Raw genomic sequence first — 16,747 nt, 5'->3', positions numbered from 1 at the left:
TACGCTTTCATCTCGGTAATTGAATTGCCGAGGATTCCCGCTTATCGTCCTAAAATACATAGTCTCACCCCTTCAAGAAAAGTCATCACGTTTTATAAGCTTTTATTCGCAATTTTCTCACGTTTTTCATTACTATCTTAACACAAAAATCACGTTTTATGTGCATTAAATTATTTAGACCTATATCCGCTTTCCTTACAACCACAATCAGACCAGGCAGAAAGCCGCCAGCATATAAACCAACACACGGACCAAACAAATCACGCTACTGGTGTTCCAAACAAATACTGGTAACACAAAAAGTTCCGGTAACCGATGTCTTTCCACCGTTTACCGGGACTTTTTATGGTTTCTTTTTAAGCTTCTTCCACGATTTTCACACCCCATGCAGGCATTTGGAGAGCGGTGCCATTTTCTACGGCGGTGTTTTCTAACAGCTCTATGCCATTTTTATAATCATAAGGCATTTCCAGTTCCATACCAGAATAATTCAAGAAATAACAAACAGTTTTTCCCAGATCATTCAAACCTTTTCGCACAATAATTGGGTAGTGGTATTCTGGGATTTCTACGTCTGCTTCCGGGAGCACGGCTTTATAAACGGACTTCAGGGTTTCCTCGTCTGTCATGCAGCCGATGTATACGGCCTGGCCTTTTCCGTAGTGGTTTCGGGTGATAGCGGCGTAATCTTTCCAATTATAGTGCTCGTAAGATGCCAGCACTTCTGCTCCTTCCGAAACCAGAAGCTCCATAAATACATTCGCAGCTGGGTGTGCATTGCCTTTCTGATCTGTTTTTTTCAGAATAACTTCCCCTGTTAAGCCCACATTTTTCGGGAAAGTGAACTGATCGTAATGGACTCCGAAGCAGTTGCTCAGAATATGCGGCTGCACCTCATGGCTTACCTTCACATTTTCATTTGCAAAAGCAGTTTTAAAGGATGCAATCAGGGTTCCGCCATTTTCCACATACTGATTTAACCGTATGAGAAGCTCATCAGGTGCCGCATAAAGGGCTGGTACTATAATTGCTTTATATTGATCCAGATTCTCGGACTCTGGCCAGATGAAATCGCATTCTATGTTCATGTGATACAGAGTATCGTACATCCAACGCATAACGTCATTATAATAGATACTCTTAGCATCCGCGCCGGGTGCCTGTTCCTGGATTCGGAACCAGTTCAGAGCAGTAAGTGCTTCATTGCTGACCAGTACTGCCACTTCATTTTTCTTCTTCAGGTTAACCAGATGTTTTCCAAGGCGGGCAAACTCGTTACCAATTATGCAGGCTTCCCTGTAAGTGGCATTCTCCTGAAAATCATGACTAAGAATTCCCTTCCAGTAGGTTTCACAGGCATTGTGAATGGAATGCCAGTGCCAGTACATCACACTATTCGCTCCCGATGCCAGGTGACTGTATGCCTGTAATCTCAGCTGTCCTTTATATGGTGTCCATCCAGGAAATCCCTGTGCTTCGGTTTCAATTACCAGATAGTTATCCTGTTTCAGGGAGCGGATCAGATCTCCGCCGAATGCAATTTCTACGCCAGTGAGGTCGTCCTGTGTAGGATGGTAAATATCGGTTCCTGCAATTGTCAGGCACTGGGACGCATGCAGATGGTTTACATAAGGCTGAATGCCATAGGAATATCCACGCCACTCAAAATCCAGATTATGGGTTACAAACTGGTCTTCTCTTCTATATTCATTTACAATATCAGCCTGCCAGCCGAGGAATTTGTCCACCAGAGTTCTCTGGAATTTCTCAAATTCTGCGCCAAGGCTTCCGTTGATGGTTCCGCGCACATCTGGAAAATCCTCCCAGGCGTTGATTCGATTGCTCCAGTAATCCAGGCCAAATTCGTAATTCAGGGCATCCAGATCATCATGGAATTTTTCACGAATATATTTCACAAACTGCTCCTGCACGTTTTTTCCAGCAGTTCCGTAATATTTCGTCTCATTATCCAGCTGGAAACCGATGACGCACTTTCTATGTGCTGTGAGCTTCATCAGTTCTCGGATTACACGCTCCGCATAGAAAAGGTACACCGGATGGGTAATGTCCATGATCTGACGGGCGCCGTAAATGCCTCTTCCTCTTACTGTTTCAGCCAGTACATCCGGATGTGCCTTCACCATCCAGGTAGGCACAGCATAGGTAGGTGTACCGATAATCACATTGATTCCTGCCTCTTCCATGGCATCCATTACTCTTTCCACATGGGAAAAATCAAATACTCCTGGCTGCGGCTCGCAGGTGCTCCAGGTAGACTCGGCAATTCGAACGGTATTGATTCCCGCTTTTTTCATCATTTCCACATCTTTATCCAGGCGATCATACGGCATATACTCATCATAATATGCTGCTCCGTAAAGAAGTTCTTTCATATTCATCCTCCATTGTTTTTTATGGTATTATATCTTAGCTTGTAACTTATCTCAAATATAGTATAATTGTTACAAATAATCAATTTCATTTTCGATTTCGTCTATACAAATAAACTCAGAAATGGAGTACCTAATATGAAAAATATTTTTTCTGCCAGTTCCAGCACTGTCGATCTTTTTTCCTGGTCAGTGCGGCACTGGAAACAGTTACTGGCGGCAATTGTAATACTAAGCGCGATTGCCTTTGCCGGACATAAGCTTTATCTTTTTTATCCTTACCTGAATCTGCCCCATGTAACTACTGCCGATCTGGACGCCCTTGATCTGGATGGTTACGACAAGGTGATGTTTGTGGCACACCCAGATGATGATCTGCTCTGGGGAGGACGGCATTTGATTGAGGAGAAGTATCTGGTAGTATGTATGACCCGTGGAAATGATCCGGTTCGAAGCGCAGAATTTAAATCCGTAATGAAAGCTACCGGGGACAAATATCTGATTCTTTCCTACCCTGACAAAATCGGAAAAGATCGCAGCAGCTGGAACTACTGGAAAAAAGATATGGAAGCAGATATTGCCACAGTCCTGAACTACAAAGACTGGAAACAGGTTGCCACTCACAACGCAGACGGCGAGTACGGCCATCACCACCACCAGATGACTCACCAGCTTGTAAAAAAAGCCTATAAAGAGACAGACTGCAATGCTGATTTCTATTCTTTTGGAAAGTATTATGTAAATGATAAGGTTCCCTACGACCTTGAAGAAATGCCGAAAGACCTCTACATCCAGAAGCGCAAACTAGCCAAACTCTACACCAGTCAGCGGACTACCGTAAGGAAAATGTATCATATGCTGGCCTATGAGTACTGGCAGGAAATAGCAATAGAAAAATAATGTATAACACCAACGGGCAGGCAACTCAACTAAGAGCTGCTGCCCGTTCCTGATTTATTCCTGCTCAATCAGCACTTTCTTTCCCCAAAATGCAAATCCCAAATGTCTGATATTTTCTTTTCGAATTCCCCGTGCCATAAGCTCCGCATCATAATTTCTTTCCGCAATCTGCTGCAAAGCATTCTGTGCGGTTTCCTCCAAATCCTTTTCACGCTTTGCTTTATGCACTTTAAATTCTATTACATATGCTCTTTTATTTTTCTCCAGGGGCTCCATCATAATATCGTACCGTCCCAGACCGCTTTCCCGGTTAGAGGTAATTCTGTATTTATCTGCAAGGTCAACCATCAGCCCCAGTACAAAACCATGGTAAAACCGCTCCGGTTCCTCCTGCTCTTCTGCCTTTTTTCCAGTATCAAAAAAGCTGAAAGTCTGCATCGCAACCTGATTCATATACTGATTCATGTAATCCAGGTCATCTGACAATAATGCTTTAATAAAATCGTTGTACCTTACGGACACATTACCAAACCATCCCTGAATCATGCGGCGAAACATGTTCTGTACTTCAAAATTAGTCAGAGAAAGAATATAGTTTCCACCAGCGCCATCTTTTGAAGCTTTATTTACCTTCAAATATCCACAGGCCAGCAACAGACTCCACACAGCCGCACTGTTATTTTCCAGCTGCTCAAAAATGATTTCTTCATCAATGGCAGTTTCTATGGTCTTTCCCTCCAGCAAATCTTCCATAGCAATTTTGATATCTGAAGTACCGCCTTGAATCAGCTTATCAATCAACGAATTGGAGCTGGTATTAACCCAATAGCTGTCAAATTTCCCAGTATCCAGATATTTCGTAATAGACCAGGGATTGTAAATATCACTCTTATTTCCAAAGCAAAAACCATCGTACCATTTTTTCACATTATCCGCCTGATCCTGGAGTCCAAACAGCTGCAGGGCATTTCTCACTTCCTCCTCCGTAAAACCAAAAGAGGTGCTGTATTTATTTGAGGTGGTTGTCACTATTTCCAGATTATTAAGATCGGAAAAAATAGATTCCTTGCTGACCCGTGTGATTCCAGTTAGCAATCCACGTTCCATATATGGATTGGTTTTAAACGTATAATTAAACAGACTGCTCATAAAAGAGGTCAGTTCATTCCAGTACCCTTTCACATAAGCTTCCTGCAGCGGCGTATCATATTCATCCAGCAGAATCAACACTTTTTTCCCATAATACAGACTCATACAAAGAGATAATCTCCGAAGCGCCATAGCTGCAATGGTATTGGACATTTCACCATTCACATAGTCAAAATAGGCCTTTTCCTTCTCATTCAGTGCATCACTCTGGCGCAGATAATCATACTTCGCGTATAGATCCAGGATGGTCTGCACGATTCCTTCGCGCACATCGGAATAAGTATCGCCTTTCACAGAAGCGAAACTAAGAAAAATCACCGGATATTTGCCGTGAAGTTCCCAGTACTTCTCTTCTTTCCAAATCTCAAGCCCTGTAAAAAGATTCTCCTCCGCCTTGGATTGAATTGAGAAAAAATTCTCCACCATACTCATGTTCAAGGTTTTGCCAAAGCGTCTGGGGCGGGTGATCAACGTAACTGTATCCTGATTTTCCCACCATTCTTTGATAAACGCTGTCTTATCAATATAAAAATTATGATTCTCCCGAATGGATCTGAAATCCTGATTTCCAATGGATACGATTGGTTTCATAACAGCCTCTGACCTCCTTATCCGCATTTTTCCCACACTGATATGTATATATTCATTATGGCACACTTGAATGGTAAACTCAATCTGAAAAAAATTCATATTTACTGTAGCGGAAAAAAGCTGCATCCACACCAACCTTTTCAGGTTCTGGCATGGATACAGCTTTTATTATTTCTTATAATCTTTTTCGCAAAATAAATTTGCCCTTATTTATTTCTCAGCAGCCTCGCTCTTGGTTACAGTAACCTTATCCAGATGCCAGATATCATCTACATACTCCTGGATGGTTCTGTCAGAGGAGAATTTACCACTGCATGCAGTGTTCAGAAGCGCCATCTTCGCCCACTTCTTCTCATCCTTGTAAGCTGCCTCCACTCTCTTCTGAGCCTCAGCATAGGATCTGAAGTCTCCGAGAATGAAATACTGGTCTGCTCTGGAGCAGTTCTTAGTGTTCAGAAGAGAATCATAGATATCTCTGAACAGCTCTGTATCGCTGGAGAAGGTTCCATTGATCAGCTGCATCAGTACCTGACGGATCTCAGCATCTGTGTTGTAGATAAAGTCTGGATCGTATCCGCCATGGTTCTCATAATTAATGATCTGGTCAGCGCTCATACCGAAGATGAATGCGTTCTCCTGACCAACTTCCTCAACGATCTCTACGTTTGCACCGTCCATGGTTCCAAGTGTAGGAGCACCGTTCAGCATGAACTTCATGTTACCTGTACCGGAAGCCTCTTTACTTGCAGTAGAAATCTGCTCGGAAACATCTGCTGCTGCAAAGATCATCTCAGCATTAGATACTCTGTAGTTCTCGATAAATACAACTTTGATCTTGCCGCCAATTGATGGATCGTTGTTTACAACATCTGCTACGCAGTTGATCAGTTTGATGATCTTTTTCGCACGCTCATATGCTGCAGAAGCTTTTGCACCAAAGATGAAGGTTCTTGGATAGAATTCCATCTCCGGATGTAATTTAATCTGGTTGTACAGATAGATTACATGAAGAATATTGAGAAGCTGTCTCTTATACTCATGAAGTCTCTTAACCTGTACATCGAAAATGGAGTGAGGATCAACTTCAACACCATTGTGCTCCAGAATATATTTTGCAAGACGCTGTTTGTTCTGGAATTTAATGTTCATAAACTCCTGAAGAGCCTTCTCATCGTCAGCATATACCTTCAGCTTGCTGATCTGGGAAAGATCTGTGATCCAGTCTGGTCCAATATGGTCTGTGATCCATGCAGCAAGATTCTGGTTTCCGTGAAGAAGGAAACGTCTCTGAGTGATACCGTTGGTTTTGTTATTAAATTTCTCTGGCATCATCTCATAGAAATCTTTTAACTCCTGATTCTTCAGGATTTCTGTATGAAGTCTTGCAACACCATTTACAGAGAAGCCTGCAACGATTGCAAGGTGAGCCATCTTAACCTGTCCGTCATAGATGATTGCCATCTTTTTGATTTTCTCATAGTTTCCAGGATATCTGTTCTGTACTTCAATGATGAAACGACGGTTGATCTCTTCGATGATCTGATATACACGTGGAAGAAGTCTGGAAAACAGCTCGATCGGCCATTTCTCAAGAGCTTCAGCCATAATGGTATGGTTGGTGTAAGCAACACATTTGGTAGTTACAGCCCAGGCATCGTCCCAGCCAAGACCTTCCTGATCCATAAGAAGACGCATAAGCTCTGCAACTGCCATAGTCGGATGAGTATCGTTCATCTGGAATACGACTTTCTCGTGGAGCTTCTTGATATCATTATGTGTTTTCTTATATTTCTCGATTGCAGCCTGAATACTTGCAGATACGAAGAAGTACTGCTGTTTCAGACGAAGCTCTTTACCAGACATTTTATTGTCGTTCGGATAAAGAACGTTTACGATATCCTTCGCAAGGTTCTCCTGCTCAACGGCTTTCTTGTAATCACCTTTGTCAAAGGAATCAAATCCAAATTCTTCGATAGCAGCTGCATCCCAGATACGAAGTGTATTTACTACATTGTTCTCGTATCCAACGATCGGCATATCGTATGGAATAGCCTTTACAGCCTGATATCCTTCATGGATGAATTTGTTCTGACCGGTTGCCTGGTCATATTCAACTCTTACATATCCGCCGAAGTGTACCTCTTTTGCGTACTCCGGACGACGAAGTTCAAATGGATAGCCTTCCTCAAGCCATGCATCCGGAACCTCAACCTGGTATCCGTCTCTGATTTCCTGTTTGAACATACCATAACGGTAACGGATTCCGCAGCCATATGCACTGTATCCAAGTGTTGCAAGGGAATCAAGGAAACATGCTGCAAGTCTTCCCAGACCGCCGTTTCCAAGTGCCGGATCCGGCTCCTGATCCTCAAGTGCATTGATGTCGATTCCAAGCTCTTCAAGAGCTTCTTTCACTTCACCGTATGCGCCAAGGTTTAAAAGGTTGTTTCCAAGGGCACGTCCCATAAGAAACTCCATGGACATATAATATACGATCTTCGGATCCTGTTCTTCATAAGCATTCTGTGTATCAAGCCAGTTATCGATGATCACATCCTTCACTGTGTAGCTTACTGCCTGGAAAAGCTGCTCCTGAGTTGCCTCTTCAAGCTTTCTGCGGTAAAGAAACTTAACGTTGTCTTTTACACTTTTCTTGAAGGTTTCTTTGTCAAACTGTTTGTCAATCATTTTGATCCTCCTGTTGTATGTTAAATCAAAGCTTTGTAACACCAAGAGTTACATGCTCTTTATTAATATTCCACTCTTTTACATAACCATCTGTCTCGCCATAAACGACTTCCTCAGCCAGAACTTCAGATTTGATCTCAGCCTCGTTTGCCTTCATGGTCTCGATAATCTTGTCATTATCTTTTACAGATACACGGATCTTATCCATAACCTCGAAGCCAGCCTCTTTACGCATGGTCTGTACTTTACTGATGATCTCGCGGACAAATCCCTCTTCGATCAGCTCAGGTGTCAGGTTGGTATCCAGAACAACTGCAGTCTCGCCTTCAGACTCTGTTACATAACCTTCTGTCTGTGCAGTCTCGATGAGCAGGTCTTCCTCTGTAAGCTCAACCTTGTTTCCATCAATATCAAGTACAAGTACACCGTTTGCTTTCAGGTCGTTCATTGCCTTGTTGCCGTTGATTTCTGCAAGTGCAGCACGGATTCCGCCAAGAAGCTTGCCGTATTTCGGTCCCACTGTACGAAGCTGTGGCTTGAAGCTGTAGGAAATGAAGGATTCCACGTCATCTGCAAATTTCACTTCCTTTACATTCAGCTCGTCTGCAATAATGTCTGTGAAATATTTATCCATCACCTTCGGAGCTTTTACATACATGGTTCCGATTGGCTGACGGTTCTTGATGTTTGCTGTGTTACGGCATGCACGGCCAAGAACAACAACATCCAGAACTTCTTCCATGTTTTCTTCCAGATCCTTGTTGATCCACTCTTCCTTTACTTCCGGGAAGTCGCAGAGATGGATACTCTCAGGAGCTGTTTTGTCCAGAGATCTTACAAGATTCTGGTAAATATCCTCTGTCATGAACGGGATCATCGGAGCTGCAGCCTTGGCAACCGTTACCAGTGCTGTGTAAAGAGTCATGTACGCATTGATCTTATCCTGCTCCATGCCTTTTGCCCAGAAACGCTCACGGCAGCGTCTTACATACCAGTTACTCATCTCGTCTACAAAGCCCTGAAGTGCTCTTGCAGTCTCCGGAATCTTATAGTCGTTCAGATCCTCGTCAACAGTCTTTACAAGTGTATTCAGCTTGCTGAGGAGCCATTTGTCCATAACCGGAAGCTTGTCATAGTCAAGTGTATATTTGGTAGCATCGAAGTTATCAATATTTGCATAAAGTACAAAGAATGCATAGGTATTCCACAGAGTACCCATGAATTTACGCTGACCTTCCTGAACAGCCTTGCCATGGAAACGGTTCGGCAGCCATGGTGCACTGTTGATGTAGAAGTACCAGCGGATGGCATCTGCACCGTATGTCTGAAGTGCATCAAACGGATCAACTGCATTTCCCTTGGACTTGCTCATCTTCTGGCCATTCTCATCCTGAACATGTCCAAGAACGATAACGTTCTTATATGGAGCCTGATTAAACAGAAGAGTAGACTCAGCAAGAAGGGAGTAGAACCATCCTCTTGTCTGGTCAACAGCCTCAGAAATAAAGTTTGCCGGGAACTGCTGTTTGAACAATTCCTGATTCTCAAATGGATAATGATGCTGTGCAAATGGCATTGCTCCTGAATCGAACCAGCAGTCAATAACCTCCGGTACACGGTGCATAGTGCCGCCGCACTCCGGACACTTCATGGTAAGCTCGTCAATGTATGGGCGGTGAAGCTCTACTGTCTTGGCGCGCTCGTCACCAGTTTTCTCATAGAGATCCTGACGGCTTCCAACAGATTCCATATGACCGCAGCTGCACTCCCAGATATTCAGTGGAGTTCCCCAGTAACGGTTACGGCTGATTCCCCAGTCCTGAACGTTCTCAAGCCAGTCGCCGAAACGTCCTTTACCGATACTCTCCGGGATCCAGTTAATGGTGTTGTTATTGCGGATCAGGTCATCTTTAACAGCTGTCATTTTAATAAACCAGGATTCTCTTGCGTAGTAGATCAGTGGTGTATCGCAACGCCAGCAGTGTGGGTAATCATGCTCAAATTTCGGAGCATCGAACAGCTTGCCTTCTTTTTCAAGATCAGCCAGTACCATTGGGTCTGCTTTCTTAACAAATACACCGGCATATGGTGTCTCAGCAGTAAGATCACCCTTGCCATCTACAAACTGTACAAACGGAAGGTCATATTCACGTCCTACACGGCTGTCGTCTTCACCAAATGCAGGAGCGATATGAACGATACCGGTACCATCACTCATGGTAACGTAGTTATCACATACGAGATAATGCGCTTTCTTGCCCTTGGATGCTACATAGTCACCTGTGCATTTAAACAGTGGCTCATATTCCTTGTATTCCAGGTCTTTTCCTTTATAGGTTTCCAGGACCTCATATGCAGGCTCTTCTTCCTTTGCAAGCTTGCCAAGTACTTTGTCAAGAAGTGCTTCTGCCATATAATAAGTGTATCCGTCTGCTGCTTTTACTTTACAGTAAGTCTCATCCGGATTTACGCAAAGTGCAACGTTAGAAGGCAGTGTCCACGGTGTTGTGGTCCATGCCAGGAAATATGCATCCTCTCCAACCACTTTGAAACGTGCGATTGCAGAACGCTCTTTTACTAATTTATAGCCCTGGGAAACCTCCTGGGATGAAAGCGGGGTTCCGCAGCGTGGACAGTAAGGAACGATCTTGAAGCCTTTGTATAAGAGGCCTTTGTTCCAGATTTCTTTCAGTGCCCACCACTCGGACTCAATATAATTGTCCTCGTAAGTTACATATGGATGCTCCATATCAGCCCAGAAACCAACTGTTGAGGAGAAATCCTCCCACATTCCTTTGTATTTCCAGACACTCTCTTTACACTGCTGGATGAACGGCTCCATACCGTATTCCTCGATCTGCTCTTTTCCATCCAGACCAAGCTTCTTCTCTACTTCAAGCTCTACCGGAAGACCATGGGTATCCCATCCAGCCTTACGCGGAACCATGTAACCCTTCATTGCACGGTATCTTGGGATCATATCCTTGATAACACGTGTCAGCACATGGCCGATATGCGGCTTGCCGTTTGCTGTTGGCGGTCCGTCATAGAATGTGTAAGTCGGGCCTTCTTTACGGTTTTCCATACTTTTTTCGAAAATATGGTTTTCTTTCCAGAATTCTTCTACTTTTTTCTCGCGATCTACGAAATTCAGATTCGTGTCTACTTTCTGGTACAAAGCTTTTTCCTCCTTTAAAATTATCAGTCGATTGCTGTTGGGATTTCCTGTTACATAAAGAATCCTGCCTGCAGGATTCTCCGTCTGCATAAAAAAAGCTCTCATCCTGCAAAAGGACGAAAGCTGTCAGCACTCGTTATACCACCTGTTACATTGTACAGGCTTGCACACGCAGCCGATACACGCTCCCTGTAACGGGGGAATTCCGTTATCTCCTACTTGTTCCTTCAGAGATAAAACTCCGGAGTGATCTTCGGCTGAATCTACTTGCGGCGGGCTTACACCATCCCCGTCTCGCTGAAAAGATTGCTGCTGTCTGTGTCTGCACAACCTTAAACGTTCAAAATCAGCTTACTGTCTCCATCACAGTCTTTAACTATTCTGTTTCCTGTCTATTATAAGGGTCTGAATTTCTATATGTCAAGTGTTTTTCCGCTGAAAAAATGGGGAGAATAGGGGAAAATAATGCTGAATTTGTGGATTTTCCGGGGTGCTGTGAACAATTCACACTCTTTTAATAGTTTTACATAAAGAAAAGTGGTATAATGCAATTACGTATTGGGAATTTTATGTACTATTTTAAGAAAGGATTTTATATGATCAGGAAAAATCTTCATATGAAAATAAAGCGGATTTTCTGTGGAATCCTGACAGCAGCAATGCTGCTTGGGCAGACGGGCGCTGTCTGGGCAGAAGCTACAGACACTGCCAGCGAATCTCCCACTCCTACTCCGGATCCGCATACCGAATATTATGCACAGGCAGCTGATACCGATTCCATTGAGGGTTGGCCGGAGGGTCCTAAGATTGAGGCGCAGTCAGCAGTTCTCATGGACTTAAACACAGAGGCGGTCCTGTATTCCAAGAATGCTAATACTCAGCTTTACCCGGCCAGTATTACCAAGCTTCTCACCTGTCTTCTTGGATGTGAGAACCTGGACGTGAACGCACAGCTTACCCTTTCCCAGCAGGCGGCTTACGGAATTGAAGCGGGAAGCTCCACCATTTATGGTGATGCCGGAGAGGTTTTTACAGTTGAACAATGTCTTATGGCACTGATGCTGGAATCAGCCAATGAAATGGCACTTGGTATTGGGGAAGAGGTTTCCGGTTCTGTGAAGAAGTTTGTAGAACTGATGAACACCAGAGCCCAGCAGCTTGGATGCAAAAACACCCATTTTAATAACCCTAACGGACTTCCTGATGAGACTCATGTAACCACCGCAGGCGACATGGCAAAGATAGCCAAGGCTGCATGGCAGAATCCACTTTGCAGGAAATTTTTCACCACAGATCTTTATGAAATTCCGCCTACCAATATTTTTACAGAAACCCGCTATCTGCTCAATCATCACAAGATGATGGCTGGCAGGGATTACGCCTACGATGGTGTTCTGGGTGGAAAAACAGGCTACACAGATGCTGCCGGTGCGACTCTGATCACCTATGCCAAGCGCGGCAATATGACCCTGGTTGCAGTTGTGATGAATTCCGTAAATGGCGCCTGGGCTGACACAAAGAGCCTTCTAGATTACGGTTTCGACAATTTCGAATGTAAAAAAATGAAAATCAGCAAGAATCCTGTCCCGAAGAAAAATCTTCCAAGTGAACAGTATCTGCTGAATAATTGCGGAAATACTTATCCATTCTACTACACAAAAAATGTATACGTGACCGTCCCCACAGGAACAGACCTCAGTGTTCTTACCAAGAAACAGGCCATTCTTTCCAACGCTGTGGGACCATTGAGATTAAAGAGCAAGTATTATTTCAATGGCCAGATGGTTGGATGGGGAATGCAGTATGAACGGTCGATCATGACCAGTCTGCTGACAACACCGACTTTATAGAATAAGGGCTAAGAATGAAAACTGCATTACGCATTTTCGTTCTTAGCCCTGTATTATTGTAGTTCCTCTACTTTACACAATATTCTTTTATCTCTTTATTCGAAATGCTCCTATTACTACAATTTCATTTCTCAACTCTTATACCAGAATTTCAGACATTTCACCGTAATATTTGAAGGATCTGCTATTAGTTTTCCTATATTCAGCTTCATGGTTTTTGTCTTTCCCGGTTTTATATTGACCTTAAAGGTTTTGGTGCGGGTCATTTCTTCATTAATGGTCATGGTAAATTTCAGCTTCACTTTTGTGATGGTGCTTTTGGATTTATTGGTGAAGCGGGTTGTGTAAATGGTTTTGCCGGAATCCGGATAATATTTATAGCCTTTCACTTTTACCTGAAGCTGTTTCAGTTTTGGCTTGGGGGCAGGCTTTTTGCCGACGATCACGGTTATGGTTCTCCGCTTGCCATTTACCAGGGCACTTACCTTGGCAGTGCCAGGCTTCTTTGCGATCAGGAATCCTCCGGCTGCATCAACGATCTTTTTATTGCTGGATTTCACTTTCTTGATGGTGATGCTTCCACCGCCGGTTTTGAAAACATAATTGGAAAACATGGTGGTATCCCCCACCTTCAGGGAGATGGAGCTGGAAACAGTTATGACTGTTTTCGCTACTGTGAAGGTCACCTTTTTCGTCTGATTTCCATATTTAAAAACGAAATCCGCCGAACCTGCTTTTGCAAAATATACGCTCACCTCAAAGCTGTCATTGGATTTTGGAGTAATGCCTGTAACCTGTGCCACTGATGAATCCGAAATACTTACAGAATATTTGGACGAATCCTTATTTGAATAAAAAACATAAGGATCATCAACCGTTACCAGGAACATTCCTGTGGTTTTATCGTAATTGTTTTCCGGCGGATAAATGGCAATATCTGCGTTTTTGCGATTTTCCCGCACATTTACAGTGATGGAAAAATCTACGTTCTGCTCACTTGGAAAACTATCATAATTTACAAATATTTCCATCAATTCCATTTCATCAGATTTGGAGAACGTGGCTGAGCCCTGCAGCACCGTACCTCCGTTTGAATATAAGGGTATGCTGTCGTCATCCAGATACACGCTTGCCCTGCCTGGCGTCAGACTGGAGCTTTGAAAAGTCATAGTCACATCTACCTTGTAATCCATGGAGTCTTCATGAGGGATCTGATAGCCGATATAGTAGCGGAATTCGTCTCCATCCCACACATTCATGCTGCCCGTTCCGCTGAGTTTAAAACCATCCGAGGTAACTTCCTTGGTGATAGCAGCCTGCGCCCGCAGCGGACCAAAGAGAACCAGCAGCAGTGTTACAAAGAAAAATGTCAGAATGTATTTCCCAAACCTGTAAAAATAATTTCTTAAACTCATAAAAACCCCTCCTTTTTTATACGCTGTTGTTGTATTACTTATAATCAGCATATGTGATTGGAGGGGATTTTTCTATTAACCAAATGTTAGTTTTTCATTCGTTACAAGAAGTAGTTTCACGGATTTACTGCTCTTCTTTCTTCAGTCTCCGTTTGGCACGATGCGCATCACGTTTCTGGCGGATTTCATCGGCTTCTTCATCGGTTACATTGGTGAGCTTCTTAATTACATAGTACTTATTATCTTCCGTTCGGCGAATCCTGATTTTTCCCAGTACAAAGCCATGCTCCTGACAGAGGGACACACTGTAGTAAACCTTGGAATTATTCATAAACCAACGGATCTTACGCTTGGCAGGATTATGGCACAATGGACATTTCGTGCTGGTTACTTCCCGGTCCTTCATGGCTTTTTCGCGGGAATAGAACTCCCGGGATACATATTTATCATAGGTTGGATAGGATATGTGAATCTCTTCACGCTTGCTCTTGGGATTCTGATACACGTCCAGGGATGAGTTTGGAAAAATGTATTTATCTTCTATTTTCTGGAGAATACATGCAGTATAATAAGCATCTCCCAGAGCGCGGTGAAAATCCATTTTCTTCTCCACGCCCATTTTATCAGCAGCAAATTCCAGAGCACGGCGCTCGTCATTTTCTTCATAACGAATAGCAAATAATTTCTGCACATCATAATAAGTCACCGGACCTTTGAGCAGGGAAAGTTTTCCATAATATTTCATGTTCCGCTGCAGTTCCATTACATCCTGATTTCCCCAGGTAAAGAAAATATATTCTTCGCCACACCATTCCAAAAATTCCGTGATGGCCTGTGGGAAAAGAGTTCCTTTCTGCAGATCCTTATAATTCATGTGAATCACTTCATGGATGCTGTCATGAATCCAATTGTACACCTGGGGCTTGATCAGACGCTGAAAGCTATCCACAATTTCTTTCTCTTCATTTAGTTTTATGGCGCCGATTTCTATGATTTCAAAAGGCAGACGGCTGTTAGACCACCTTTTTCCCCCTGGACTCTGATTCCATTCCAGGTCAAATACAATATAATTCATGAGTAAATTCCTTCTCTGAAAATGTTTTTGTTACTGTGAACGGAGTAACAGTAACATGTTTTTGCCATCCACGATTACTGCAGCAGCATCTTGTTTTCACGCTCTGAAGCCTGTTTGAAAAAGGCTTTCTGCAAGATATGCATCACAATTTGTGAGAGATTTTTGTTCTGTCTTTCGCAGTCATCAACAATTCCAGACAAGTATAGCAGACAGGTGAAATGATGTAAAGACATAAGAAAAAACCTGCCGGTGGGTAGCCGGCAGGAAATGAGGGGGTATGAAACAAAATCTATGTAAATTAGAAAATCGTCTTAAAATGAAACACAATCTAAAACACAATCTATATAAAAGAAGCTGTTTACCATTATTTCAATATCGCTGAATAATCCATACACTGCAAGCACATCAAATAAAACATGCTCTGCCGCTTTCACTTGTTACTTATGTAAGTCGGCAATATCAGCCGCCGCTTCTGATTTACGGCTAATGCACACTCTGTATTATCTAATTCAATTATCTATTTCAATCATTTATTTCATCGGCACGAAGCAGGTGAACTGCTCCGCGCCAGTTATTATCTGTTATCAGTTTCCTGTGGGAATTCTTATCTGTTAAAACAGCTCTTTCCCCGGAAATCAGCCTTCAATAGAAATAAACTTCTTCTCTTCCGGCACTTTCTTCTTCGCTTCCTTCGGGAAAGTAACAGTCAGAACACCATTGTCATATTTCGCATGGATGTCCTCATGCTCCAGTTCCTTACCTACATAAAAGCTTCTGGAGCACTGTCCGGTGTAACGCTCTCTGTGAACGTATTTGCCGTTATTGTCTTTCTCATCTTTATTCTCGGTTCTGGAAGCCTGAATGTTCAGATAGCCATCCTTCAGCTGAATCTTCACATCCTCTTTATGGAATCCTGGAAGATCAATGCTCAGCTCATAATTTCCATCCACATCCTTAATATCTGTCTTCATCAATTCAGCAGCTCTGTAACCTCTGTGATTCTCTCTTTCTACAGGTAATCTCATCCAGTCATCAAATAAATCTTCTCCAAAAATACTAGGCATTAACATAATCCATTCCTCCTTATATTGTGAACACTTGCGTGTTTAATTAACATCGTTGTTGAAACTGGAAGATTTCTTTTTCTCTCTTCCTTTGTTCTGCATGTAATATAACACGCATTGTTAGCACTGTCAAGAGGCGAGTGCTAATTTCACATATTTTTCACATTTTCCAAAATATTTTAAGTGGAAAGTGGAAAATAACTATTTTGTGGTATATTTCAGAATATGAAATCCAAAGATTCGGGGAACTACGCCGAAGATTAGGCGATATTACACAGTCTACTTTGACGAAACAGCTTAGAGAATTAGAGCAAGATGGGTTTATCTCACGATATGTATATCAAGAAGTCCCACCGAAAGTAGAATATTCTTTAACTGATTTAGGGAAAAGTTTTGTACCGATTCTTCAAGATATGAAAAAATGGAGTGATATACATTTAATGTAAT

Annotated in this window: 11 protein-coding genes; 3 read left to right on the top strand and 8 right to left on the bottom strand. The window is 42.8% G+C overall.

Translation table 11 applies throughout. From position 1 onward, the window contains the following. Positions 1-356 precede the first annotated feature (356 nt). Entirely contained in the window at positions 357-2,393 is a 2,037-nt protein-coding gene (locus LIZ66_RS06250; RefSeq protein WP_195379567.1) for a beta-galactosidase, read from the bottom strand. A gap of 135 nt (positions 2,394-2,528) precedes the next feature. On the opposite strand from LIZ66_RS06250, the gene LIZ66_RS06245 reads away from it, so the two are divergent. Then, positions 2,529-3,290: a PIG-L family deacetylase gene (locus LIZ66_RS06245; RefSeq protein WP_195379568.1), complete on the top strand. Its 762-nt coding sequence runs from the start codon at positions 2,529-2,531 to the stop codon at positions 3,288-3,290. 54 nt (positions 3,291-3,344) lie between these two features. Here the strand turns inward: LIZ66_RS06245 and LIZ66_RS06240 are convergent, their stop codons facing one another. The 3 genes from LIZ66_RS06240 to ileS form a co-directional block, all read right to left on the bottom strand. Continuing rightward, on the bottom strand, positions 3,345-5,030 hold the full coding sequence (locus LIZ66_RS06240) for an AAA family ATPase (protein ID WP_195379603.1): 1,686 nt from the start codon (positions 5,028-5,030) through the stop codon (positions 3,345-3,347). A gap of 210 nt (positions 5,031-5,240) precedes the next feature. Beyond that, on the bottom strand, positions 5,241-7,718 hold the full coding sequence (locus LIZ66_RS06235; RefSeq protein WP_195477187.1) for a glycogen/starch/alpha-glucan phosphorylase: 2,478 nt from the start codon (positions 7,716-7,718) through the stop codon (positions 5,241-5,243). Between the two features lie 25 nt (positions 7,719-7,743). Continuing rightward, positions 7,744-10,896 (bottom strand): isoleucine--tRNA ligase, encoded by a 3,153-nt coding sequence (gene ileS, locus LIZ66_RS06230; protein WP_195379570.1) that lies wholly within the window; start codon positions 10,894-10,896, stop codon positions 7,744-7,746. A 617-nt stretch (positions 10,897-11,513) separates the two neighbouring features. Here ileS and LIZ66_RS06225 point away from each other — a divergent pair. Then, positions 11,514-12,746 carry a D-alanyl-D-alanine carboxypeptidase family protein gene (locus tag LIZ66_RS06225; protein ID WP_227200623.1) on the top strand — a complete coding sequence of 411 codons (1,233 nt, stop codon included), beginning with the start codon at positions 11,514-11,516 and terminating at the stop codon, positions 12,744-12,746. 131 nt (positions 12,747-12,877) lie between these two features. On the opposite strand, the gene LIZ66_RS06220 is transcribed toward LIZ66_RS06225, so the two are convergent. From LIZ66_RS06220 to LIZ66_RS06210, 4 genes are all read right to left on the bottom strand, one after another. After that, positions 12,878-14,161, bottom strand: a complete 1,284-nt coding sequence (locus tag LIZ66_RS06220; protein WP_227200624.1) for a hypothetical protein — start codon at positions 14,159-14,161, stop codon at positions 12,878-12,880. Between the two features lie 124 nt (positions 14,162-14,285). Further along, positions 14,286-15,236, bottom strand: coding sequence for a 3'-5' exonuclease (locus tag LIZ66_RS06215; protein WP_173715733.1), 951 nt, complete (start codon positions 15,234-15,236; stop codon positions 14,286-14,288). Positions 15,237-15,332: 96 nt separating this feature from the next. Next, positions 15,333-15,416 carry a DUF6783 domain-containing protein gene (locus tag LIZ66_RS19875; protein ID WP_368356867.1) on the bottom strand — a complete coding sequence of 28 codons (84 nt, stop codon included), beginning with the start codon at positions 15,414-15,416 and terminating at the stop codon, positions 15,333-15,335. A gap of 455 nt (positions 15,417-15,871) precedes the next feature. Then, positions 15,872-16,306 (bottom strand): Hsp20/alpha crystallin family protein, encoded by a 435-nt coding sequence (locus tag LIZ66_RS06210; protein WP_173734793.1) that lies wholly within the window; start codon positions 16,304-16,306, stop codon positions 15,872-15,874. A gap of 134 nt (positions 16,307-16,440) precedes the next feature. Between LIZ66_RS06210 and LIZ66_RS06205 the strand changes: the two genes are divergently transcribed. Continuing rightward, a complete protein-coding gene (locus tag LIZ66_RS06205) occupies positions 16,441-16,746 on the top strand; it encodes a winged helix-turn-helix transcriptional regulator (RefSeq protein WP_173715731.1) in 306 nt (101 codons plus the stop codon). Position 16,747: the final 1 nt, after the last annotated feature.

Origin of the sequence: Blautia faecis (genome assembly GCF_020554845.1) — a bacterium.
GTDB classification, from domain to species: domain Bacteria; phylum Bacillota; class Clostridia; order Lachnospirales; family Lachnospiraceae; genus Blautia_A; species Blautia_A faecis.
This window is presented reverse-complemented; position numbering and strand designations above follow the sequence as displayed.